The organism is Pseudomonas sp. Eqa60, assembly GCF_018326405.1.
Lineage (GTDB): Bacteria > Pseudomonadota > Gammaproteobacteria > Pseudomonadales > Pseudomonadaceae > Aquipseudomonas > Aquipseudomonas protegens.
On record NZ_AP024342.1, the window covers coordinates 2,424,984 to 2,446,544 of the forward strand.

Sequence of the window (21,561 nt, forward strand, 5' to 3'; positions counted from 1 at the left end):
GACCACATGAGCAAGAAGGGCTTAGTGCCAGCAGACAAAAAGCTGGGCAAAGCCCTTGTTCGGGCCGCTCAGAAGTTCGAGGCGCAGATCAAGTCGTCGAGTGACGGGCTGGTTAACGTTGTGTCGGGCCTGGGCACCCAGAAGGCCAAGCGCTCACACAACCAGTTCCAGTACGGGTTCCTGAACGACTTCCAGCAACTGGATGCGGCATATCAGACTAGCTGGCTCGCCCGCGCGATCGTGGACTACCCGGCCGAGGATATGACCCGCGAGTGGCGCACCCTCAAGTGCGACGACGCGGACGTAATCCGGGCCGAGGAGGATCGCCTGCAACTGCCGGCCATGGTGAGCGAGGCTACAAGCTGGGCGCGCCTGTACGGTGGCGCGGGCATCCTCATGTTGACCAACCAGGACCTGACCAAGCCGTTGCGGCCAGAGAAGATCAAGAAGGGCGACCTATACCGCCTGCTGGTCATCGACCGTTTCGACATGACGGCGATGGACCTGAACCAGACCAACATCCTGGCCGCGAACTACTTGCAGCCTGAGTTCTACACCATCGCCGCCGGCGCCCAGATGATCCACTGGACGCACTTTGCCCGGTTCGCTGGTGCCAAGTTGCCACGCCGCCAGCGCGCACAGACGCAGGGGTGGGGTGACTCAGAGCTGCGCAAGTGCCTAGACGACGTGATGGACATGGTCGCCAGCAAGGACGGCATCGCTGAACTGATGCAGGAAGCGAACGTCGACATCATCAAGCGCGTTGGCCTGTCCGATGAGCTGGCCAGCGATCAGGACGACGTCATCACAAAGCGCTACGCCCTGTTCAGCATGATGAAGTCCTCGATCAACCTGGCGCTGCTGGATGGTGAAGAGACATACGATCGCAAGACTCTGGACCTGTCCGGGGTGGCGCCGGTGCTTGACCTGCTGATGACCTGGATCGCCGGTGCCGCTGGCATCCCGGTGACGCGCCTGTTCGGCGAGTCTGCCAAGGGCCTGGGCAATGATGGCCAGGGCGACGACACCAACTACTACAACCACCTCTCATCGAAGCGACTGACGCAGATCGACCCCGGCCTTCGCCAGCTCGATGAGGTGATGGTGCGGTCGGCCACAGGACGTTGGCTGGATGACTTCAATTACGTCTGGAACCCTTACAAGCAGCCGGACGCTGTGCAGATCTCTGCTGCGAACAAGGCTAAGGCCGAGACCGACCTGCTCTACAAGGACGGCGGAATCGTCACCACCAGCCAGATCCAGCGCCGCCTACAGGCCGAAGAGCTCTACCAGTTCGACGACGACAAGATCGCCGCGCTGGAGGCTGATGAGGACCTGACCATGTTCAACGATCCGGTGGATGACGAACCAGATGCTGACAAGAAGTCGACATCTGACGCCGCCCCAGCGCCGCTGTATGTGTTCAGGCCAGTATTGAACGCTGACGATCTGATCAATTGGGCTAAGTCGCAGGGTTTCACGCAGACCCTGCCCGCCGACGACCTGCATGTGACCGTGGCGTTCAGCAAGTCGCCGGTCGACTGGATGAAGGCGGGCGAGGCTTACAGCTCCCGCGATGATGGTGGCGTGACTGTTCGACCTGGTGGGCCTCGGATGCTCGAGGTGTTCGGCGAGGGCGCGGTTGTTCTGGCGTTCAACAGCTCAGACCTATCCTGGCGACACATGTCGCTGAGAGAGATCGGCGCTTCCTGGGACTATCCGGAGTACCAGCCACACATAACCATCACCTACAACTTGGGTGATGTTGATGTGAGCAAGGTAGAGCCGTATCGCGGGGAGATCATCCTCGGGGCTGAGGTGTTCAAGCCGATCAAGCAGAACTGGAAGGCGGATGTCAGCGAGGAGTAATCCATGGACATGATCGGCATCCAGTACAACGCCAAGCTGCAGCGGCTGGTGAAGCAGGTTAAGGCCGATATCTCGGCTGAGGTCATGCCGCTGGTTCGCCAGCTAGCCCCGGAGTACACACAGGACGCCGTGGTCACGACTGATGCTTGGTCTGACCTGATCCTGAGTGCGATGTCTCGCCTGATGCAGAAGTGGCAGTCGGAGCGGGTCAGTGCTGGCGCCAACCGGATGGCCGCCGAGTTCGTCCAGTCGTCGCTGAAGAAGTCAGAGCGCGACCTGAAGAAGTCGGCCGGCATCGATGTGTTCAGCGGCAACAACACGCTGCAGGACTACCTGAAGGCATCTGCTCAGCAGAACGCCCAACTGATCAAGTCCATCCCGGCCAAGTACCTGGAAGAGGTGCAGACGCTGGTGATGGCGAACATGCGTTCCGGCATGCGGCCTGGCTACATCGAGAAGGCGCTGCAGGAGCAGTTCGGCGTGACGCAGCGCCGCGCCAAGATGATCGCCCGCGACCAGACATCGAAGATCCAGGGCGAACTGGCCGAGAAGCAGCAGAAAGACGCCGGCTTCGAGTACTTCCAGTGGATCGACTCCGACGACAGCCGTGTCCGGCACCGTCACTCTGAGATCGCCAACAAGGTCACCGCCTACGGCAAAGGGATCTACCGCTGGGACGACCTACCGCTGAGTTCCGACGGCGTGCCGATCAAACCCGGCTCTGACTATCAATGCCGATGCATCGCGCGCCCAGTGAGCGCTCGCGAGGTCAGGGCCAACCAAGACGCAGGCCGCACAGCGCCGGGCGTCTACCGCTAACTCATCCAATCCGCGAGGCCGCAATATGAAGTGCACGGTTTTCGACCGGGCTGGGTATCGCATCACCCAGCGAGAGTACACCGACGAGGGTTTCCTGAAGGTGCCGGCCAGGGTGGCCCGCACCGGTATTCAGGAATACCTGGCCAGAGAGCTTGGGCTCGACGGTGACCCGAACCGCATTGTCCGTGTGCATCGGCCGCCAGAAGAGGTTTTCTCGCCGGATTCGCTGAGTACCTACGACTCCAGCGACATCACCAACGATCACCCAAAAGAGCTTGTCACTGCGCTGACCTACAAGGGCGTGGCGGTGGGTGTAGTGCGCGGGCCCGGTCGACCAGATGGCGACTTTGTGGCCGCCGACCTGATCGTCAAAGACCAGAAGACCATCACCGACATCAATGCCGGTAAGTGCGAAGTCTCCGCCGGCTACACCGCAATTTATGACCACGCGCCAGGCGTTACCGAAGACGGCCAGGCGTACGAATACATCCAGCGTGAAATCCGAATCAACCACGTTGCGATCGTTGACCGAGCAAGGGCGGGCGCCAATGCCCGCGTTTTTGACCACAACCCAGGAGGCAACACAATGCCTGTACTTATCACCACCGATAGCGGGCGCAGCGTTGATGTTGCTGATCCTGCGAACGCCCAATTGGTCGCCGACTCGTTCGAGCGACTGTTGAAGCGTGCCACCGATGCGGAATCCAAGGCTGATAAGGCCCAGGCGACCGCTGACAAGGCTGCCGAAGATCTGGCCGAGGCTCGCAAAGCGTCGAGCGACGAGGCAATCAATGCTCGCGTCGCCCTGATCGGCAACACCCAGGCCCTGGCCCGCAAGGTTGCAGGCGCAGGTTTCACCTGCGATAGCCTCGACGTGATCGAGATCAAGCGCGCCGCACTGGCGGTCAAGCGCCCGAAAGTGGCATGGGGCGACAAATCTGCCGGTTATGTCGAGTGTGCCTTCGATGCCGAGTCCGAAAAGGATGAGGAGGAAGAAGACGACAAGGACGAGAACGGCAACAAGAAGCCGAAGATGCCCACCGGTGACGCCGCTGTCCTGCTGGCTCAATTGGCCCAGCTGGCAAAAGACGGCGCAACCACCAAAACCACTGCTGATGCCGCGCCAACCCCGTATCAGGCCCACAAGCAAAGCTTGTCCGGCGCCCACAAACAGAAAGGAGCCTAATCATGCCAGTTCAAGGTGGTAACGCAATCAACCACGGCGTCGCGTACGCGGGCATGGTCGCTGATGGCGAAGTGTCCAACGGCGTCTCAAAGCTCAACAAGGGCACCGCGAACATTGCCTACGGTCTGGGCGTCGTTAGTGATGGTGACGACGGCGCCAAGCTGCCGGTGGCCGCATCCACTGCTGCCCAGTTCATCGGCGTTGTGCGCCGCGAGCTGAACCGTGCCTACACCTCGACCGACGTGTTCGGCGCGGTTGCCAAGCGCGACATGACCGTCGAGACCATGGCGCCAATCTGGGTTACTGCTCGCGTAGCAGTCGCCAAGGATGACCCGGTGTATCTGGTTGTCGGCGACGGTACCGGCACCAACCAGGGCCAGTTCTCCAACGTTGTCGGCGCTGCCGCCACTCTGGCAGTCCTGATCCCGAACGCCAAATGGGTCAGCTCCGCCGGCGCCGGCGCACTGGCAAAAATCTCTCTCAAGGTCGGGGGCTAATCGACATGACCCAGCTTAAAAAAATCGTCGTAGCCATCGATGCCGCTATCGCGCACCAGATCGGCCGCGATGCGTACCAAGTGACGTTCAACGACGGTCTGCCGACCCTCGACGACGGCCTGGCGTTCTACATCAGCCAGCTGGCGAGCCTGGAATCTCGTATCTACGAGGCCAAGTACGCCGCAATCAACTACATGGAGCTGATCCCGGTCGACACTTCTCTGCCTGAATGGGTAGATCAGTGGGACTACATCAGCTACGACGGCGTGACCATCGGCAAATTCATCGGCGCAAGCGCCGACGATCTGCCGGATGTGGCCATCAACGCCAACAAGTCGGTCGTGCCGATCGGTTATGCTGGCAACAAGTACAGCTACAGCCTGGACGAGCTGCGCAAGTCGCAACAGTTGCGCATCCCGCTGGACACCACCAAGGCGCGCCTGGCCTTCCGCGGTGCTCAAGAGCACACTCAGCGCGTGGCTTACTTCGGCGACGCTGCTCGTGGCATGACCGGGCTGTTCAATAACCCGAACCTGGCGCTTTCGAACTCCACGTTGAACTGGTACGACCCGGCAACCACCGGTGACCAGATCGTGGCGGACATGAACAAGGTCCTGGTTGATGTCTATATCAACTCGGCCACCGTTCACGTACCAGACACGATCATCTTGGATGCTGCCCGCTTTGCGTTCATCTCGAACAAGCGGATGGGCACCATCACCGACAAGACGATCCTCGAGTACTTCCGCACCAACAACCAGTTCACCGCGCTGACCGGCCGCCCGATCAACATCTTCAGCCGCCTGCAACTGTCTGCCGCCCAGCTGGCCGCCGCCGGCGTGTCCAACGGCAACAAAGACCGTATCGTCGCTTACGAGTTGAACGACGAGAACCTGGGCATGCAGGTGCCGATCCCGTGGCGCTCCCTGGCGCCGCAGATGTGGAACCTCAAGGTCAACGTGCCCTGCGAGTACAAGATCAGCGGCGTTGAATTCCGCTATCCGTTCTCTGGCGCATACCGCGACCAGTTCTAACCAGCCGATCCATGGCCGCCTCCGCTATGCCCGGGGCGGCGGCCAATGATTCCGGGCGAGGATTCGACATGTTCCTGAAGAACGAAGCAGCACGACTGATCACCATCAACCACCTGGTGGATGGCACCGAGACCAGCTACCCAATCCTGCCGGGTGAAAACCCAGCCGTGGAAGTGCCTGATGCGGTGGCCAAGATCGATTTCGTCAAAGCCCTGCTGAAAAACGGCGACCTGCGCCGCGTTGGCGCTGATGAGCTGGAAAGCGACGATGACGATGAAGGTGATGACGAAGGCATCGACGCTCTGCGTGCGGAAGCGACCGCTGCCGGCGTGACTGTCAGCGAACGCTGGGGCGCCAAGCGCCTGAAGACAGAGATCGCCAAAGCCAAGGCCACCCAGGCCGAGTAACACCCGGGCGCCTGGCGCCCAACCATTCATAGCGAGGTTGACGACGTGAGCATTAAGGCAGCTGTTGAAGGTGGCGTGACGGTTATCACTGGCCCCGGCTTTGAGTTCAAAAAGGTCGGCGACCTCCAAAGCTTCACGCAGCGAGGGAAGATTCCCTCCATTCGCGCGGCTAAAGTCGTTTGCAAACTGCTGGCCAGCCACCAAGGGGAATAACGTGGTTATCACCCCAGAGATGATTTCGGCCTTCCGCAGCAACCCAGTCCTGAAGGCGTTCGCGGACTCAACTAAGTGGCCCGACGAGTACATCGTTGAGGCCCTTTGCGAGGCTGGCACCGAAACTGGCTCCAGCCGTTGGGGTGCCCTTGAGCTGACCTGCGACAACTTCAAGTGGCGCGGCATGCAGTACTACGCTGCCCACTGGCTGGCAACCAACTTTTCCGCCCTCGGCTCAACAGCGCCTCCTGGCTCCGATGCGCGCCTCAACGTAGCCCAGAAGTCGGTCGGTGATGAATCGATCGCCTATCGCGTGCCGCAGATGATGGATGCGGGCACAGATTGGCTGACCTACACCAACTATGGCCAGCAGTTCTACAGGCTCAAGAAGCGCGCCGGGATGGGTGCCAAGGCGGTTTAGATGATCACTCTCGACATTCAAGGATTCCAGGAGCTTCAGGACGAGCTCGCTAAGGAGTTGAGCGCGCTGAGGTCTGATCGAGTTGTCACTGTCGGAATCCACGAAGAGGCGGGGAATGTCGAGTCAGGCGACCTAACCATGGCCAGCCTCGGCGCCATCAACGAGTTCGGCGCCGATATCAAACATCCTGGCGGTACTTCGTATGGATACGCCAGCAAGGCAGCAGCTGATCGTGATGAGGTCCGGTTTCTAAGATCTGGCAGTGGTTATATGGAGTTGGGCGTGACCAAGCCCCACAACATCACTATCCCTGCCAGGCCATGGCTTGAACCTGGAGTGGCAAGTGCTACGCAAGAGGTTCTGCTGACTATCCAAGAAGGGATAGAGGCTGGGCAGTCGATGGATCAGATCCTTGAAGCGGTGGGTGTCGTTGCCGAAGCTGCGGTGAAGGTCTACATGACCGAACTTAGGACCCCGCCGAACGCCGCATCAACTATTCGCCAGAAAGGTAGCAGCAACCCGCTGATCGATACCGGCGCCATGCGTCAGTCGGTCACGCACAAAGTTTCTATAGGCCCCGCATCGGAGGGCTTGGAATGAGCCTGAACATGGAAGGCCACATTGATGACGTGTTCGTCAGTGTCGCCGCAAGCCGTACGGTCGATGTGGGTGGTGATTGGGTTGATGGCATCTGGACGCCAGGGGTGCCACAGGCGAGCCCATACGTCGTAAACATCCAGCCAGCCAGCGACAGAGAAGTCGATTTCATCCGTCAAGGTGGGGAGCGAATCACCGACTTGCGCCGCATTTACATCAACCAGGGCGAGATGCAACTGATCGACCAGACCGGAACCTGGTCCTTCCTTGGTCAGCAGTGGAAGTCCGTCAAATGCGACAACAGGTACTGGCGGAACTACTGCAAGGTCCTCGTTATGCGGATTGACGATCAGTCGGGCGGCCCAGCATGACCAACGAAGAGCTGTTCAAGAAGCTGCGCCCGATTGTGATGCTGGCGACCGGCGTGCCCGAGTGTCTACTGGCCGATCAGGCCGGTCCCGGCAGCATGCCTGCGCCAAAGGGTGCGTACGCCACGATCACGCCGCGCCAGTACGTCGGCGAGCGCGGTCAGGCGAACGTCAAAACCCGCGACATCCCGGGCAACCTGGTCGAGACCGAAGTGCGCGCGCAAATCATGTGCTCTGCCAGCATCAACTTCTACCGCGGCGAATCCCTGATGTACGCCGAGCGCCTGAAGCAGGCCAACAAGCGGCCAGACGTGAGCATGATGCTGTTCAAGGCCAAGATCGGCTGGAACAGCACTGATGCCGTCAACAACCTCACCAGCCTGCAGTCTGCCAACTTCGAGCAGCGGGCGCAGATCACCATCCGCCTGATGTACGAGGCGATCAGCATTTCAGAAATCAACAACATCCTCAGCATTGAGGTTGCTCTTCAAAACGAAAAGGCGCGGGTGCTCGACACCTTCACCGTGGAATTCGACCCCACATAACCCATTGGAGCTAGCACAGTGAGCTATCCAGCTACCAACATCATCCGGATTAATGCCCGGATCAGCCCGGCAGGCCTGGGCAATGCGAACTTTGCCAGTGCCACACTGTTCGCTCCTCAGCTTGAGCTTCCGGTGGGCTTCGCGCCGGATTCGTACCGGAAGTACTTCACGTTGCCGGCACTTTCGGTAGATTTCGCGGAGACAACTGAGACGTACAAGGCGGCCCAGCGCTGGCTTGGCGGCACTCCGGCTACCCGAGAGCTTACGGTGTATGGCGTGGCAACTGCCGACACGACTCGCGCGGCGACCTTGAACAAGGCCCGTAACCTCTTCTGGTGGTACTGGACCATGTGGACTGCCCCTGTGCTTGCCGTAAAGGCCGATGTGCTGGAGATCGCCCAGTGGTGTGAAGACAACACCAGCATGTTCATCGACAACCAGACTGGCGCCTCAACTGCTGAGATTCGCGACCCGGCTGACATTGACGATATTGCCACTCAGCTGACTTCGGCTGGCTTCCGCCATGTCTACACCGCTGCGCATGCCACGGATGCATATTCGGGCTCGGCCCTGGCCAAACACTATGCAGCCGTGAATTACAGCGCCGACCGCTCGACCATTACTGGCGAGTTCAAGAAGTCTCCTGGCGTGACCGCAGAGTCTCTAACCGGTACCGCCTACAGCGCGATGCAGAGCGACAAGAAGAAGACCGTTTTCTATACCGTGGTGGATAACCAGGGGTCGACTGACTCTGGTCGCTGGCTGAATACGCTGACGCACAGCACGTATGGCGAGTTCATCGATGACGTGGTCAACCTCGACGCGTGCATTAACTACTTGACGACCTCGCTCTACAACGCGGTAGCCAACCAAACCACCAAGCTTGCCCAGACCCCTGTCGGCCAGGCCGTGCTGATCGGCGCCTCCCGGGCGACCATGCAACAGTTCATCAACAACGGCTACCTGGGCCCGCGCAACTACATCGACCCGGACGACGGCCTCGAAAAGTACACCATCGGCTTCGAGATTCTGACCAAGCCAGAGGACATCCTCGACTTGTCGGACGCCGACCGTAACGCCCGCAAGGCCGCACCACTCCGCATCCGCCTGTTCCGCGCCGGCGCAATCCACATCGTTGATGTTGACCTCGACGTTTATTGATAGGTGACCCATGAGTTTAGGTAATTTCTCGAACGACCTCTCTGTCGTCACTATCAATGGCCGGCAGATCCAGGATTGGGGCGAAACCGCCACTCCATATACGGACGCGCCAATCGATCCGCGTAGCCAGCTGCGCCGGGGGCAGGGCGGTAGCGCCGTCCGCCTCGACCGCCAAAATCCGGGCCGCGAGGTGAACGTCTACCTCAACCCGGGTTCGTCCGACTCTGCATACGTGCAGGGTCTGCTGAACTCGAACGCGAACATCACACTGACCTTCACCCAGATCGGCACGCTGGAAACGGCACTGGGCTCGGAGGGCGTGATCGTGAACGATGGACAGCGCGGTCGGGCCGGCTCCACCATCACGGACGACCAGTTCACGATGCAGTTCAACATCTGGGAAGCGACAAGGGGCTGATAGATGAGCGTGAAACCATTCACCATCGGCGGAGTTCAGTACAACGCCGCCATGGCCAGCGCCGTCGATCAGGACCGCCTGATGTCCCTCCTGTCTGGCGCCGTTCTGGAGCGATTCCACACTGCTGCAGGAGCAGGGCTCGATGTAGACGATAAGGTGCTTTGCGCCATGTTCATGTCGATGCGCCAAGACGTGAAAGCCCAGGTCGTGCAGATACTCATGACTCGGGTGTTCATCAACGGTACCGAGCGCGCCGTCACTGTCGCCGACTTCGGCGGTAAAATGGTGCAATACAACCAACTGCTGGCTGAGCTTCTGCGCTGGAACCTCTCCGATTTTTTCGACTGGCTGCCAAGCGGCGAAAAAAGCCCAAGGCAGCCGGGCGCGGAAAGCGCAGCGCAGTAAATTGGTTCCTGATGCGCCCCTGCGTCGGGATTGTTGGCGTGTGCCCGCCGCTGTGCACCTGGGCGCAACTTGAAGATGGAACCCACTCCCTAGCCAGCGTCGAGCGCTTTAACCAAGCCATGGACGAACTGTGGGATCAATACGAGGCTGCGAAGAATGGCTAGCAAAGTACTGAAGTCATTCCTGATCGGCATCGGCTATGACACCAAGGCCCTAGAAGTTGGCGACAGGAAGATAAATGCCAGTTTAGGTGGGATCAAATCGAATGCATTAAGCATATCGGCTGCACTTGTCGGCGCATTTGGAGCGGGCGCCGCCTCTATAGTAGGGGTCGCTGATCGGGTCGATAAGTTGGCTATGTCCACCCAGAACCTACGCACCTCGATGAACACGGTGTACAGCTTTGGTAGTGCTGTAAAGCTGATGGGGGGCGACGCATCCGAAGCGCTTGATACCTTGCAGCGCTTCGAGGAAATCCAGAACAATCTGCGCCTCAAAGGCGAAGCTGGGCCAATCAATGATTTGGCAATGGCCGGCCTGGATGTAAGTGCGCTCTATGAGACGCAAACCGGCGAAGAGTTCATGCGCGCTCTAGCGGAAATGATCCCCAATCTAGACGAGGGTCAACGCTCAGTCGTTCAGAGCTCTCTTGGTCTGTCGGACGGTGTGTTCAGATCGCTTTCGGGAGGCGTGGAACAGCTTGACGACACCATGAGGCGCGCCAGCGGGCTAACTGGGTCAATTGATCAGCTCAATGAAAACGCGAGAAAGCTTGCGGACAACTCCGCAGAGTTTGGCCTGATTATTGAGGGAGTAAAGAACGAGCTAGCTGAAAAGTTTTTGCCAAGCCTGATCGGTGCAGGGAACGCCGTGAATAACTTCCTCAAGGAGTACAGAGGAGAGATCAGCGACGTTATTGATTACGCCGCCGATAACCATGGCGCTACAGCTGCCTTGGGTGCTTCCGCCTCTGCCGCCCTGGCCGGCGCAGCAGCGTCAAAGATTGGTCTCACCACTGTTGGCGGAGCTGTTAGTAAGGCAGGTACAGCAGGGCTCGCAATAACAGGCAGCGCCGTGGGCTCGAACCTTCTCAACCGAACCCTAAACGACTATGTGCCAGGTTATGGAGACGCATCACGCGGATTTGATGAGTGGCTCAAGGGTGTAACGGGGCTAGAGCGCATTCAGAGCCCGATTGAACTGTTATTTGGTGGAAAATCTGCAGCTGAGGTTCCCCTTAGTAGAGAAAGCAGTATTGGTCGTGATTCAGTAATTGATACGCAGCCTAAGGACTGGATACTTGGCGATAGGGGGGCTGTCGACAGTTTGCCCCCGACAAATACAGTAAACCCTGAAGAGGATCGGCAGGCTGCTGCTGATGCCCTCGCTGGAGCGCTGACGCGCACTCCTATCAAGGTTGAAAGTAGATTGAATGCCACAATTCAGATTGATGGGCAGGCTCTTGAATCCAAAATCATCGACGTAAACGAGCGCACCGCGTACGAAACCCTTGGTGACATGAAGACAACGACGGAGCGATAGCCGTGAGCATTATCAATATCTTCACGCGCCAAGCGCCCACTATCGCTGGCTACTCCTTTGACGCGGTCCTGGAAGATACGTTTGAGGCAACCGTAACGCTAACTTCAATTCCTATTGAATCTGGTGTTCGGATATCAGATCACCGCATCTTGAACCCGTTCAAATGGACAATGACCGGGGCAATCAGCAACAACCCGGTTAAGGTTCAGTTAACGGATTTCCTCGGTGGGGCACTCTCGAATCTGACCAACAACCCTATTGTCTCAGCGGTAGCCGGTCTTTCTGCTGGATGGCTGGCCGGTAGTGATGAGACCAGGGCGAGCTCAACTTTGGACTTTCTGATCGTCCTCATGCAAGCGGCGGATCCATTCGATATTGATGCCGGCGACATCCTACTTCGCAACATGGTGATAACCCGTCTATCCCGAACCAAGGAACCGCGCAACGAAGGAGGGCTTGAGTTCGTTGTGGAGTTGCAGGAGATCATTGATCTGGATCGTATTCAGCGCGATATCCAATGCACTCCAGATCAGTTGCGTGATGGTGATCCATCCAAATCAGCATTATCCCGGATCATTAATCGAGGTCAGGCTATCGCCAAAGAGGCATCTGACAGTCTGTCGAATGCAGTTAACGGAATTCTTGATGGAGTCGTCTGATGCTCACCATCCCATTGCGCGCTGGCGCCTCCAACGCTCACCAACGCTTTGGCGTGCAGCTCGGAGGGAACCTGATCGACTTTGAAATAGATTTTGTCTCATACCTGGATGAGCCCGCGTGGTCTATGAACCTGCTGCGTGACGGCAGTCGAATCGTTGCAGGGGCAATGCTCGAGCCAGGGAGCGACATCATCCAAAGCTATCGGACTGGGATTGGTCAGATGGTGTTCACTGGCAAAGATGTGACCCTGGATAACCTAGGCATTGATAACTTCCTCGTCTGGATACCTCCGCCGGTGGAAATATGAGATCTCGCGTTTGGTCTATTGATATTGATGGGCAGCCTTACATCGGCCTTCAATCCGGTAGCAGGCAGTTTAGAGTTCAGTTCAGCGTCGATATTTCCCCTGGTGATGCTCTTTCGTTTGCAGATATCCGCCTCTACAACATGAACAAAGGCTCAGCGATTCGCCAGCGATCCAGCATCGTTTTGCGAGCCGGGTATAGCGACAATGTTGACGCGGTATTCACCGGATACGTTACCAACACCTTACGCGAGAGGGAGCCTGGTTCGCCGGAGATCATCACTAGACTGATATGCAGGTCAGGGCAGCCAGCGACTGATCGGGCATCAGCCCAGCTGTCTTTTGGTATCGGAACCAGGATTGAGGAAGTTATCCGCGCCCTTGCTGCAGCGTGGCCACTACCCATTGATATCGACAACGCCCAGTTTTCTGATGATAAGCCTCTGTCATCAGGTCTGGTAGTTGATGGTGACATTCCGCAGGCTATGACCGACCTCGCATACGCCTATAAATTCGAATGGATGCAGGACCGAGGACGTATTGTCGTCACGAAGCCGAACATGCCGCGCACCACAACGACAGTGAAGGTAGATCAGTTCAGCGGAATGATCGGCATACCAGAGGTCTCCCGAGGGCCTGACGGCCTCGGCGTATTCGTGGCGGTGCAGCTCAATCCTGCACTGCGCATCAACGGCAAGATTAACGTAGAAAGCGAGTTTGCAACCTTCAACACCGGAAACCTTTTCGTGTCCGAACTAAGTGGTGACGCCAGCGCCAACGGCGAGTACAACATTTTCGCCATGAAACACTCCGGTGATTCGCACAGCGACCTTTGGCGAACCGAGATAGACGGCTTGCGCTCCGGCACCACGCCGACGGTGACCGAGACCGCAACTCCGCAAAACGGGAAACTGATCTGGGGTGCAAGAGTTGACCAGGCTTTTAGGGGCAAGGTGCGCGAGGTATGCGGTCGCCTGTCATTCGACCCGAACTGGCTTATGGCGGTTATGGGCTTCGAGACTGGCTACACGTTCAGTCCTGCGGCAAGAAACCCAGGAAGTACCGCAACAGGGCTTATCCAGTTCCTGGAGCGCTCGGCGATCTCACTCGGAACATCAACCGCCCAGCTTGCACGCATGACCGCTGTGAGCCAGCTTGACTATGTAGAGGCTTACTACAAACCTTACTCTGGCCGGATCAGGAATCTGGGTGATGCATACCTAGCAGTTTTGTGGCCAGCGGCAGTAGGGCGCCCTGATTCATATGTGATGTGGGAGCGCGACAGCGGTCCCTATCAGCGTGAGTATGCAGCCAACTCAGGTCTGGACGTGAACCGTAACGGGGTGATCACCCGCGGCGAGGCCGTGGCATCCGCCAATACCTCCTATATGCGTGGGCAGCAGTTCGTCAGGTGAGGTAATGGCCATCGGAATAGCTGCTGTCGATCTGCTACATTTCGCCGTAACCCCAAAGGCTATTTAAAGGAAGCCTCAATGAAGAGCAACGCCATTCTTGGCGCTGTTGTGCTGATCACTGCAGCGGGCTCCTGCGTAGCGTTCGCGGACGACAGCGAGAAGCGGTGCGACGGTCGCCAGATGTACAACTATGTTGACACTGCACTCATGGCTGGTAGCGGTGTGGTGAATGTAGCCAATGATCCGGCATATGGAGGCGGCTCCGTATCGCTGGCCTTAAAGTCGCAAAACATGCAGATCTACAATTCGATGATCGCTGATATCAGGGAGCATGACCTGAGCCTGGCGCGCAGTGGCTGCAAGTCACTGACCAATGGCCCGACAAAAGGAATGATGTCTAGCCTACGCCATGTCGAGTCGAAGATCCGAGCCCTAGTGAATAGCCAGTATGGTGATAAGGGAATCCTTACTGACGGTTTCGGTGATATCCGATAAGCGCCAACCTAAGAAAATATCGTACTGACCCGCCCCGGCGGGTTTTTTATTGTCCGCGGAAAATGGAGAGCCTGAATGCTAGAGTCAAAAGGCCGTGCAAAGCAGGCGAAGCTGATCCGTGATTCGTTCAGAGAGATCCTGAAGGGGGTCTGCACATCGCTGCCTGGCCACGTCTTGACGTTCGACCCGGTCAAACAACTCGCCCAAGTGCAGCCTGGCATAGCCCGCGTCGATATCAATGGCGCCGAGTTCACCATCCCACCGATTATTGAGGTGCCGGTCTACTTTCCCGGCGGTGACTACTGCGTCGAATACCAGATCGACTCAGGCTGCGAGGGCGACATCCTGTTCTCCCAGCGCTGCATTGATGGTTGGGTGCAGAGCGGTGGGGTGGCAGCCAACCCAATTGGGCGCTTCCACAACATGCAGGACGCCATGTTCCTGCCTGGGTTCCGGTCCCAGCCAAACATTTTGCCAGACTTCCAGAACAACGGCGTGCGCATGCGTAACCGTGCCGGCACGCAATTCGTGTGGCTGATGAATGACAACAGCATCTCCATGGATAACGGGGTTGCGAAATTCGATGTTCGGGCTGATGGAACAACCATCATGCAGAACGGTGCTGGCAGCTTTCAGTTACAGGTCGACGGCACGTTCCTAATCAACGGACTGAAGATCACACCTGATGGCAATGTCATCACCGCCACCGGCACAAACCTCAACACGCACCGCCACGGCGGTGTAACCCCGGGCTCCGGGACAAGCGGAGTGCCCGCTCCATGACCGTGCGCAGACTCGACGAAGAAACCGGCGACATCGTGACGCGCGGGCAGCAGTTCATCACCGGCCAGTCAGAAGTCGCCCAGACCGTGCTTACCCGACTTCGCCTGTTCCTGGGCGAGTACTTCCGAGACATCACCGACGGCACGCCGTGGTACGAGCAGATCCTGGGCAAGTTCACCAGCCTCTCCACGGCTGAGGCAGCGCTACGGGCTCGAGTCGCCAACACGCCAGGCGTGATCCGGCTCACCAGCTTCTCCGCTGACTTCAACATCGAAAACCGCAAATACAGCGTAACCGCTGGGATTCTCACCGAGTTCGGCCTGGAAGAGGTAACACTGAATGGCTAGCCTGACTTCGACTGGCTACGTGCTGCAGACTCAAAACGAATGGTTCGCCCAAGAGCGCCAGTTCTATCTCGACATTGATCCCCTGTGGAACCTGGACCCTTCAACGCCCGACGGCCTGAAGATGGCGCACGATTCGGAGATCTTCTACGCTCTCGATGAGACGCTGCAGCAGGCCTACAACTCGAAAGATCCGAACAAGGCCAAGGGTAACGATCTGGATATCGTTTGTTCCCTCACTGGCACCATCCGCTCAGGTGGGTCTCGTTCTAGTGTGCAGTTGACGATCACAGCAACCCCCGGAACGCCAATCCCTGCTGGCAACCGCTTTGAGTCGGTAACCACCGGCAGCCGCTGGGCGACCGACCAGGCCGTGACCGCTGATTCGCTGGGGTCGGCAACCGTAAACGCGACGTGCACGGTGGTCGGAGCAACCCAGGCTGACGCCAGCACCATCACCCGTATCGTAGACGTGGTGGCAGGCCTTGCCGGCGTGACAAACACCACTCCAGCGACGCCGGGGGCTGATGGGCAGCGTGACGAACAACTGCGTGTCACTCGCGCCACGGCAGTAGGTAAGCCTGGAAACAACCAGATCGACTCCATGATCGGCGAACTATTCGGCGTCGACGGCGTGCGCCGGGTGAAGGTGTACGAAAACGACACCAACTCAGGCGCTGTGACTGCCGACAACCCGTACGGACTACCGCCGCACTCTATCGCGCCCGTCGTAGACGGCGGGACTGACGATGATGTCGCAATGGCGATCTATCTGAAGAAGAACCCAGGCGCGCTGCTCTACCAGGCCGGCACGCCGTTTCAGGTGGAAGTCACATCGCCGAAGTATCCAACGAACCATAAGCTGATTCGCGCTAGCCGGCCAATCTACGTGGACATGTTCCCGGTCATTCATATCGTCAACGACGGATCACTCCCACCAAACGCCGACCAACTTATAAAGGAGGCGATGATGGAGTACGCCGCTGGCGACCTGATCCCCGCGGATGTCGGTTTCAAGATTGACGGCTTCGATATTGGTGAAATGGTACCGTTCAGCACCATTTTCACGCCGGTCAATAAGGTCATCGGCTCATATGGTGACAGCTACGTAGACCTTCCTTCATCCAGCCTCAATGGCGGCCAGGCCAACGTCGCAATCGCATACAACCAGATGTCCAGGTGGACGGAGAGCAACATCACCGTAGTGATCACGTGATGAATATCCCAGACCGAATTTACGCGCAGTACCGCGACAAGCCGAAGGCCGTGGCCTGGTATGAGATAGCAAAGAAGCTCGGCGGAAGCATTGAGGCCGCTGCCCAGGCTGTGCGCAAGAGCTATGACATCGATACCGCAGTTGGCGAAGAGTTGAATGTTATTGGCCGGATTGTCGTTGCGCCGCGCAGCTTCGTTGGCTCCATGCCAATGAACCCCGGACTGTTCGACCTCACGGACGGTGATGAGTTTGGAGACGACGAGGCAATGTTCAGCGCCCTGACGATTGATCAAGACGGGCAGCTGTCAGACGAACTCTACCGCTTGGTGATCAAGGCCAAGATCATAAAGAACAACGGCGACGCGACTATCGAGAACATCCTCGACGGCATGAATTTCCTGCTACCAAAGGCGGAGGTTTTGCGCGTCACCGACGGCGAGGATATGTCGTTCAGCATCGAGTTCTATGGGCAGATTTCGAATCTTGAGCGGTTCGCATTATTGAATGCTGGCCTTGTTCCAAAGCCACAGGCAGTAAGATTTAGTGGATTCCTAGAGGGATTCGAAATGGTTGAATTTGGCGATCTAGATGCCGAATTTGGCGATGAGGAAGCAGAGTTTTCCGGATATATAGGGGCGTAAAATGGCACTTAAGCTGAACGAGCGGTACCCTGGCAGGTTCAACAACCCGTCGGCAGATTATCCTCAAGGATCCTTCAAAAACAGAACCACGCCCAGCGCCAAGGACGGATCCTATCTTGAGAGGGATTGGGCGAATGACAAAGAGGGATTTTTTCAATCTCTTCTATCAGCTGCAGTCGTCGAAGCGAATGGCTCAGTAGATAAGGTTGGAAGTTCACAGTATTTCGATGCGATGGTGTCGATCTATGAAAACACCAACGTTAGCTGGAGCAAAATAACTAACAAGCCTACAACCTTGTCAGGATATGGTATTACAGACGGGATGCAAAAAGGGACTGGCGGCATAGGGGCGACAGTTGCCCCGGGTGCGAGCAATCTTAATTTAATCTCGTCAACTGGAGCATATGGATTTACTCCAGATTCAACTAATCGGCCACCTGGATTTAATTATGGCACGGTGTTTCATATCTCGTATGAACAGTCAACGGGAAATTGGACCCAAGAAGCAACAGGGATGAGCCCCTCAAAGAAGGCATTCAGATCAAGCATTAACGGAGTCATTGGAGACTGGATCGTAGAACCCGGGGAGATCGGTCAGGCAACGGAATCCGTGCAGGGCATCGCAAAGATCGCAACCAGCCCCGTGATGACAGCCGGCACGGACGATGCCACTATCGTTACGCCAAAGAAAGTCAGGGCTGGCTTTTCGGTTTTACTGGCGACAAATGGGTACATTGCATTACCAACCTGGCTTGGCGGGTTTATATTCCAGTGGGCCGTGGGAGCTACAGCCAACGTGTCAGGGGGCGGCGCTATCGATCAGGACATAAACTTTCCTATACCGTTCCCGAATGCAACGCTTGGCGGGATAGTTGGTCATAAGTTTATTAGTGGAGTAACTACCGTTTCTATGGAAGGAGCTGCTGGATACACAACATCCAAAGTATCCGTTTCTGTAAGGAATCCAGTTACCAGCGGATCCGGCTCAGGACAGCCACGTGTCTATTTCTTTGGTTATTAACGGTGTCGATTATGGCGAATGATTATTTTGCTACTTTGGATTCTAATTCAGAATTAATGCACTGCTTGGTATCTGGGATTAATGAAATCCCGGAAGGGTCCGTTCCCGTCGATAAAAAAACATGGATGTTGTTAACGCAAGATCGCCTTTGTATATGGCGCTATGAAGGTAAGAAATTCGTCAAGTATCCAGCCCCTCCATTGGAGCTTGATACTGAGGCCTTGTCTAGCATAGAGCGGTTGTGGCGCGACGAAAAGTTGCGGGAAACCGACCAAGTAGTCACTCGTCATCGTGATGAAATCGAGCTTTCCACTGAAACTACTCTTACCTCTGGCCAGTACCAAGAGCTGCAGACGTATCGTGCTTTTCTACGTAAATGGCCTGAGTCGGGAGAGTTTCCTGATAAGTCTCATCGGCCCGCCGCGCCAACATGGCTGGAAAGCCAGATGAGATGGTCAATTAGTCATTAACAGTTGTTGAGGATCATCGCCAAGGCCGCCAAGTGCGGTTTTTTTGTGCCTGGAGGAAACACAATGCCACTCACCGAGCAGCAGCTGCTGCAGATACTCCCGAATGCCCGCCCTGTTGCGGGTATTTTTTTGCCTGCGCTAAACCGGGCCATGGCTCGATTCAAGATCGACAGCCGCGTGCGCCAGGCTGCCTTCCTGGCCCAGGTCGGTCACGAGTCTGGCCAGTTGCGCTGCCTGGTGGAGAACTTGAACTATCGCGCCGACCGAATTCGACAGATCGGCCAGGCTTCCGCCACCGGTAGCCGTTGGCGATCCCTGGTGTCGCGGGCGGACGAGCTGGGCGGCAAGCCCGAGAAGTTTGCCAATGCGGTCTATGGCGGTCGCATGGGCAATGGTCCGGAGTCCTCCGGTGACGGCTGGCGCTTCCGTGGTCGCGGCCTGATCCAACTCACTGGCCGCTCGAACTACCACGCCGCCGCCGACGGCCTTGGGCTGCCCCTGGAGACGCAGCCCGAGCTTCTGGAGCAGCCAGAGCAAGCCGCTCAGTCCGCCGCCTGGTGGTGGGCCGCTCATGGCCTGAACGAACTGGCCGACGCCGGCCGCATCCAGGACATCGGCAGTGTCATCAACACCGGACAGCCAGGCCGGGTGCCAAATGGTGCCGTGGAGCGGAAAGCACTCTACGACCTGGCTTTGAAGGTGCTGGCGTGAGCGCCTGGCTGTTACGTGGCGGCCTGCTGGTGCTGGTACTTGCCTCTTACTGGGGGATCTATCAGCACGGACGGTCGATCGAGAGCGCAGAGTGGCAGGCGCGCTGGAACGCCCGTGACGCCGGCGATAAGCAGGCTTGGGCCATCGATGAGCGCGCAGAGCGCGACAAAGAACAGGATCGGCAGAACTCAATCAACAAGGCGGTGCAGGATGGACAACGGAAAATCGATAGTGCAATCGCTGACGCTGTTACCGCTCGCGCTGCTGCTGGGAGCCTGCAGCGGACCGTCGACGATCTCACCGAGCGTCTCAAGCGTACGGCCAGCAGCAATTCCTGCGCTGCCGCCGCAAGCGCGGCAGCTTCCCGCGCCGTCCTGGTGCTTGCCGACGTGCTCAAGCGCGCTGATGAAAGAGCGGGAGACCTGGCGGCTGATGCTGATCAAAGCCGGAGCAGGGGAGTGACGTGTGAGCAAGCTCATGAAGGCTTGGGGAAATAAGGAAAGCATTGGCTCGGCAGACTAGAATTGCGTCCTCCAGCCGGGTCATCATATTATGATACGCGACTGAAAAAGAATCCTGTTTAGAGTAAGTCTCTATTTATGATTGTTTTTGAGGCTTGAAGAAAAATATTATAAATGTGTTCGGCGATTTTACATAGTCCCCAGTAGAGTGGAGTGGTGCGTGGCAATTGTTGGCGAAAAGTCTTTGAAGGGACGTGTTAATTTTTTAGATGGGCTCAGAGGATGGGCCGCGCTAGTTGTCTTAATTGCTCATTTGAATGCATTTCTATTAGATCCTGCTATTTATAGCAAAGGAGCGTTTTTTGATAGCTTTACAGATGGGAACTATCTGACTTCTGCTTTGGCTTTCATTCTGAATGTAACACCTGATGGAAGCCTTGCCGTTCAAATTTTCTTTGTACTGTCTGGTTACGCTTTAAGTGTAAGTTATCTAAAGCCAGGGCGTGAAGGGCTGGCGTTAGCAGTTGTGTCACGTTATTTTAGGCTCATGATGCCTATTTTTTTAGTTGCGATTATTACGTATCTGGTTGCAGCTGCTGGGCTGTTTTTTAATATTGAGGCTGTCAGTATAAAAGAAAGGTATTCAGGGTGGATTTATGCGTTTTATACAAATCCTATAAGTTTTATTGATGCGGTTAAGTTTTCTTTGTATGATGTTTTTTTTAAAGGTGTTAGTGAGAAAACACTGAATCCTCCGTTATGGACTATGAGGGTTGAGTTGATTGGATCGTTTGTAATATATGCTTACCTTTTCTTCTTTAGGTCTGGGTCTCGTGTTCACTGGCCTGTAGCAGCATTGTTAGCATTGTTTTTTGCTTGGAATCAGTCGTTCTATCTTTGCTTTATAAGTGGGTACTTGATTGCAGAGGTTAACAAAAGGTTTCCGTTGGATATAGTGGCTTCAAAGATTCGATCAGTAGAAGCTATAAGCTTATTGCTATTGGTGGTCGTTGTTGTTTTTTCATATTCCGTGAAGGGGTCTCCATATAATAATTATGGGTCTTTAATAGCTATTGGTGTGGTTTTGTTTGTGTCGTACTCAAAAGTTGCTAGCGGATTATTATCTAATAGTGTTTCCAGGTTTTTAGGGACGATCTCATTTCCTCTTTATCTTATTCATGTTCCAGTTATATTTTCTATGTCATGTTTAATGTTTGTTGGTTTTTATAAGTCTGGCATTGATCAGATTGCTTCTATCTATTTAAATATTATTCTAACAATTGTTTTTTGTTTGGTTTTAAGTTCGCTTCTTGTGCCGGTTGAAAGAAGGACTATGCGCTGGTCTAAAAATATCGGAAGGTTCATTTTAGGTCGTTTGCATAATTTGCGTAGTCTGTATTAATTGATAGTTAGTATGGTGGTGCGTCTGAATTCTCGTTCAGCCACTTCTTGCTGCGGACTATTAATTCAAGGTCGCTGACTTTTTCGCAACAATGCAGCTACGCATTCGGGGAGGGGACCTGGCCGCGGTCGTTTGCCCAGTGCGTCCGCCGTTAGG

28 protein-coding genes are annotated in these 21,561 nt (G+C 56.3%); all 28 read left to right on the forward strand.

The genetic code is table 11. From position 1 onward, the window contains the following. Window positions 1–6 precede the first annotated feature (6 nt). The 28 genes from KI242_RS11160 to KI242_RS11295 all read left to right on the forward strand — a co-directional run bounded on the left by KI242_RS11160 (window position 7) and on the right by KI242_RS11295 (window position 21,405). Window positions 7–1,869, forward strand: coding sequence for a phage portal protein (locus KI242_RS11160; protein ID WP_244868180.1), 1,863 nt, complete (start codon window positions 7–9; stop codon window positions 1,867–1,869). 3 nt (window positions 1,870–1,872) lie between these two features. After that, entirely contained in the window at window positions 1,873–2,688 is an 816-nt protein-coding gene (locus KI242_RS11165; RefSeq protein WP_212806126.1) for a minor capsid protein, read from the forward strand. A gap of 25 nt (window positions 2,689–2,713) precedes the next feature. Beyond that, on the forward strand, window positions 2,714–3,874 hold the full coding sequence (locus KI242_RS11170) for a DUF2213 domain-containing protein (RefSeq protein ID WP_212806127.1): 1,161 nt from the start codon (window positions 2,714–2,716) through the stop codon (window positions 3,872–3,874). Between the two features lie 2 nt (window positions 3,875–3,876). Next, the gene (locus KI242_RS11175; protein ID WP_212806128.1) at window positions 3,877–4,371 is read left to right on the forward strand and encodes a hypothetical protein; all 495 of its coding nucleotides are present in this window, start codon (window positions 3,877–3,879) and stop codon (window positions 4,369–4,371) included. Window positions 4,372–4,376: 5 nt separating this feature from the next. Further along, window positions 4,377–5,405 (forward strand): DUF2184 domain-containing protein, encoded by a 1,029-nt coding sequence (locus KI242_RS11180; protein WP_210482377.1) that lies wholly within the window; start codon window positions 4,377–4,379, stop codon window positions 5,403–5,405. Window positions 5,406–5,473: 68 nt separating this feature from the next. Then, window positions 5,474–5,812, forward strand: a complete 339-nt coding sequence (locus tag KI242_RS11185; protein WP_212806129.1) for a hypothetical protein — start codon at window positions 5,474–5,476, stop codon at window positions 5,810–5,812. A 45-nt stretch (window positions 5,813–5,857) separates the two neighbouring features. Then, window positions 5,858–6,025, forward strand: coding sequence for a hypothetical protein (locus KI242_RS11190; protein WP_212806130.1), 168 nt, complete (start codon window positions 5,858–5,860; stop codon window positions 6,023–6,025). A gap of 1 nt (window position 6,026) precedes the next feature. Further along, window positions 6,027–6,446, forward strand: coding sequence for a DUF4054 domain-containing protein (locus KI242_RS11195; RefSeq protein ID WP_212806131.1), 420 nt, complete (start codon window positions 6,027–6,029; stop codon window positions 6,444–6,446). After that, window positions 6,447–7,046 (forward strand): hypothetical protein, encoded by a 600-nt coding sequence (locus KI242_RS11200; protein ID WP_212806132.1) that lies wholly within the window; start codon window positions 6,447–6,449, stop codon window positions 7,044–7,046. It abuts the gene before it with no gap. Next, window positions 7,043–7,414 (forward strand): hypothetical protein, encoded by a 372-nt coding sequence (locus KI242_RS11205; protein ID WP_212806133.1) that lies wholly within the window; start codon window positions 7,043–7,045, stop codon window positions 7,412–7,414. The genes KI242_RS11200 and KI242_RS11205 overlap by 4 nt, the downstream gene beginning before the upstream one ends. Continuing rightward, the gene (locus KI242_RS11210) at window positions 7,411–7,956 is read left to right on the forward strand and encodes a hypothetical protein (protein WP_212806134.1); all 546 of its coding nucleotides are present in this window, start codon (window positions 7,411–7,413) and stop codon (window positions 7,954–7,956) included. Before KI242_RS11205 ends, KI242_RS11210 begins: the two co-directional genes overlap by 4 nt. A gap of 18 nt (window positions 7,957–7,974) precedes the next feature. Then, a complete protein-coding gene (locus tag KI242_RS11215; RefSeq protein ID WP_212806135.1) occupies window positions 7,975–9,117 on the forward strand; it encodes a DUF3383 family protein in 1,143 nt (380 codons plus the stop codon). A 10-nt stretch (window positions 9,118–9,127) separates the two neighbouring features. After that, window positions 9,128–9,535, forward strand: a complete 408-nt coding sequence (locus tag KI242_RS11220) for a hypothetical protein (protein WP_212806136.1) — start codon at window positions 9,128–9,130, stop codon at window positions 9,533–9,535. A 3-nt stretch (window positions 9,536–9,538) separates the two neighbouring features. Further along, window positions 9,539–9,940 (forward strand): hypothetical protein, encoded by a 402-nt coding sequence (locus KI242_RS11225; protein WP_212806137.1) that lies wholly within the window; start codon window positions 9,539–9,541, stop codon window positions 9,938–9,940. Between the two features lie 156 nt (window positions 9,941–10,096). Continuing rightward, window positions 10,097–11,482 (forward strand): hypothetical protein, encoded by a 1,386-nt coding sequence (locus tag KI242_RS11230; RefSeq protein ID WP_212806138.1) that lies wholly within the window; start codon window positions 10,097–10,099, stop codon window positions 11,480–11,482. A 2-nt stretch (window positions 11,483–11,484) separates the two neighbouring features. Beyond that, a complete protein-coding gene (locus KI242_RS11235; RefSeq protein ID WP_212806139.1) occupies window positions 11,485–12,141 on the forward strand; it encodes a phage baseplate protein in 657 nt (218 codons plus the stop codon). Next, the gene (locus KI242_RS11240) at window positions 12,141–12,449 is read left to right on the forward strand and encodes a hypothetical protein (RefSeq protein WP_212806140.1); all 309 of its coding nucleotides are present in this window, start codon (window positions 12,141–12,143) and stop codon (window positions 12,447–12,449) included. The genes KI242_RS11235 and KI242_RS11240 overlap by 1 nt, the downstream gene beginning before the upstream one ends. Then, window positions 12,446–13,861, forward strand: coding sequence for a hypothetical protein (locus tag KI242_RS11245; RefSeq protein ID WP_212806141.1), 1,416 nt, complete (start codon window positions 12,446–12,448; stop codon window positions 13,859–13,861). The genes KI242_RS11240 and KI242_RS11245 overlap by 4 nt, the downstream gene beginning before the upstream one ends. A 78-nt stretch (window positions 13,862–13,939) precedes the next feature. Further along, window positions 13,940–14,356: a hypothetical protein gene (locus tag KI242_RS11250; protein ID WP_212806142.1), complete on the forward strand. Its 417-nt coding sequence runs from the start codon at window positions 13,940–13,942 to the stop codon at window positions 14,354–14,356. Between the two features lie 75 nt (window positions 14,357–14,431). After that, a complete protein-coding gene (locus KI242_RS11255; RefSeq protein WP_212806143.1) occupies window positions 14,432–15,139 on the forward strand; it encodes a Gp138 family membrane-puncturing spike protein in 708 nt (235 codons plus the stop codon). Further along, entirely contained in the window at window positions 15,136–15,486 is a 351-nt protein-coding gene (locus KI242_RS11260; protein ID WP_212806144.1) for a hypothetical protein, read from the forward strand. Before KI242_RS11255 ends, KI242_RS11260 begins: the two co-directional genes overlap by 4 nt. Beyond that, window positions 15,479–16,699, forward strand: coding sequence for a baseplate J/gp47 family protein (locus KI242_RS11265; protein WP_212806145.1), 1,221 nt, complete (start codon window positions 15,479–15,481; stop codon window positions 16,697–16,699). The genes KI242_RS11260 and KI242_RS11265 overlap by 8 nt, the downstream gene beginning before the upstream one ends. Further along, window positions 16,699–17,340 carry a DUF2612 domain-containing protein gene (locus KI242_RS11270; protein ID WP_212806146.1) on the forward strand — a complete coding sequence of 214 codons (642 nt, stop codon included), beginning with the start codon at window positions 16,699–16,701 and terminating at the stop codon, window positions 17,338–17,340. The genes KI242_RS11265 and KI242_RS11270 overlap by 1 nt, the downstream gene beginning before the upstream one ends. Before the next feature lies 1 nt (window position 17,341). Then, on the forward strand, window positions 17,342–18,361 hold the full coding sequence (locus KI242_RS11275; RefSeq protein WP_212806147.1) for a pyocin knob domain-containing protein: 1,020 nt from the start codon (window positions 17,342–17,344) through the stop codon (window positions 18,359–18,361). A gap of 11 nt (window positions 18,362–18,372) precedes the next feature. Beyond that, a complete protein-coding gene (locus KI242_RS11280) occupies window positions 18,373–18,831 on the forward strand; it encodes a phage tail assembly chaperone (protein ID WP_244868181.1) in 459 nt (152 codons plus the stop codon). A 63-nt stretch (window positions 18,832–18,894) separates the two neighbouring features. Beyond that, on the forward strand, window positions 18,895–19,542 hold the full coding sequence (locus KI242_RS11285) for a glycoside hydrolase family 19 protein (protein WP_212806148.1): 648 nt from the start codon (window positions 18,895–18,897) through the stop codon (window positions 19,540–19,542). Continuing rightward, the gene (locus KI242_RS11290) at window positions 19,539–20,039 is read left to right on the forward strand and encodes a DUF2514 family protein (protein ID WP_212806149.1); all 501 of its coding nucleotides are present in this window, start codon (window positions 19,539–19,541) and stop codon (window positions 20,037–20,039) included. Before KI242_RS11285 ends, KI242_RS11290 begins: the two co-directional genes overlap by 4 nt. 184 nt (window positions 20,040–20,223) lie before the next feature. Next, window positions 20,224–21,405, forward strand: a complete 1,182-nt coding sequence (locus tag KI242_RS11295; protein WP_212806150.1) for an acyltransferase — start codon at window positions 20,224–20,226, stop codon at window positions 21,403–21,405. Window positions 21,406–21,561 lie beyond the last annotated feature (156 nt).

What these genes read in the sequence shown, in the direction of transcription:
- KI242_RS11280 (WP_244868181.1), top strand. Translation starts at nt 18,373, where the DNA reads ATGGCGAATGATTATTTTGCTACTTTGGATTCTAATTCAGAATTAATG.
- KI242_RS11240 (WP_212806140.1), top strand. Translation starts at nt 12,141, where the DNA reads ATGCTCACCATCCCATTGCGCGCTGGCGCCTCCAACGCTCACCAACGC.
- KI242_RS11260 (WP_212806144.1), top strand. Translation starts at nt 15,136, where the DNA reads ATGACCGTGCGCAGACTCGACGAAGAAACCGGCGACATCGTGACGCGC.
- KI242_RS11230 (WP_212806138.1), top strand. Translation starts at nt 10,097, where the DNA reads ATGGCTAGCAAAGTACTGAAGTCATTCCTGATCGGCATCGGCTATGAC.
- KI242_RS11245 (WP_212806141.1), top strand. Translation starts at nt 12,446, where the DNA reads ATGAGATCTCGCGTTTGGTCTATTGATATTGATGGGCAGCCTTACATC.
- KI242_RS11225 (WP_212806137.1), top strand. Translation starts at nt 9,539, where the DNA reads ATGAGCGTGAAACCATTCACCATCGGCGGAGTTCAGTACAACGCCGCC.
- KI242_RS11175 (WP_212806128.1), top strand. Translation starts at nt 3,877, where the DNA reads ATGCCAGTTCAAGGTGGTAACGCAATCAACCACGGCGTCGCGTACGCG.
- KI242_RS11165 (WP_212806126.1), top strand. Translation starts at nt 1,873, where the DNA reads ATGGACATGATCGGCATCCAGTACAACGCCAAGCTGCAGCGGCTGGTG.
- KI242_RS11205 (WP_212806133.1), top strand. Translation starts at nt 7,043, where the DNA reads ATGAGCCTGAACATGGAAGGCCACATTGATGACGTGTTCGTCAGTGTC.
- KI242_RS11180 (WP_210482377.1), top strand. Translation starts at nt 4,377, where the DNA reads ATGACCCAGCTTAAAAAAATCGTCGTAGCCATCGATGCCGCTATCGCG.
- KI242_RS11255 (WP_212806143.1), top strand. Translation starts at nt 14,432, where the DNA reads ATGCTAGAGTCAAAAGGCCGTGCAAAGCAGGCGAAGCTGATCCGTGAT.
- KI242_RS11265 (WP_212806145.1), top strand. Translation starts at nt 15,479, where the DNA reads ATGGCTAGCCTGACTTCGACTGGCTACGTGCTGCAGACTCAAAACGAA.
- KI242_RS11275 (WP_212806147.1), top strand. Translation starts at nt 17,342, where the DNA reads ATGGCACTTAAGCTGAACGAGCGGTACCCTGGCAGGTTCAACAACCCG.
- KI242_RS11285 (WP_212806148.1), top strand. Translation starts at nt 18,895, where the DNA reads ATGCCACTCACCGAGCAGCAGCTGCTGCAGATACTCCCGAATGCCCGC.
- KI242_RS11270 (WP_212806146.1), top strand. Translation starts at nt 16,699, where the DNA reads ATGAATATCCCAGACCGAATTTACGCGCAGTACCGCGACAAGCCGAAG.
- KI242_RS11160 (WP_244868180.1), top strand. Translation starts at nt 7, where the DNA reads ATGAGCAAGAAGGGCTTAGTGCCAGCAGACAAAAAGCTGGGCAAAGCC.
- KI242_RS11185 (WP_212806129.1), top strand. Translation starts at nt 5,474, where the DNA reads ATGTTCCTGAAGAACGAAGCAGCACGACTGATCACCATCAACCACCTG.
- KI242_RS11170 (WP_212806127.1), top strand. Translation starts at nt 2,714, where the DNA reads ATGAAGTGCACGGTTTTCGACCGGGCTGGGTATCGCATCACCCAGCGA.
- KI242_RS11200 (WP_212806132.1), top strand. Translation starts at nt 6,447, where the DNA reads ATGATCACTCTCGACATTCAAGGATTCCAGGAGCTTCAGGACGAGCTC.
- KI242_RS11220 (WP_212806136.1), top strand. Translation starts at nt 9,128, where the DNA reads ATGAGTTTAGGTAATTTCTCGAACGACCTCTCTGTCGTCACTATCAAT.
- KI242_RS11250 (WP_212806142.1), top strand. Translation starts at nt 13,940, where the DNA reads ATGAAGAGCAACGCCATTCTTGGCGCTGTTGTGCTGATCACTGCAGCG.
- KI242_RS11210 (WP_212806134.1), top strand. Translation starts at nt 7,411, where the DNA reads ATGACCAACGAAGAGCTGTTCAAGAAGCTGCGCCCGATTGTGATGCTG.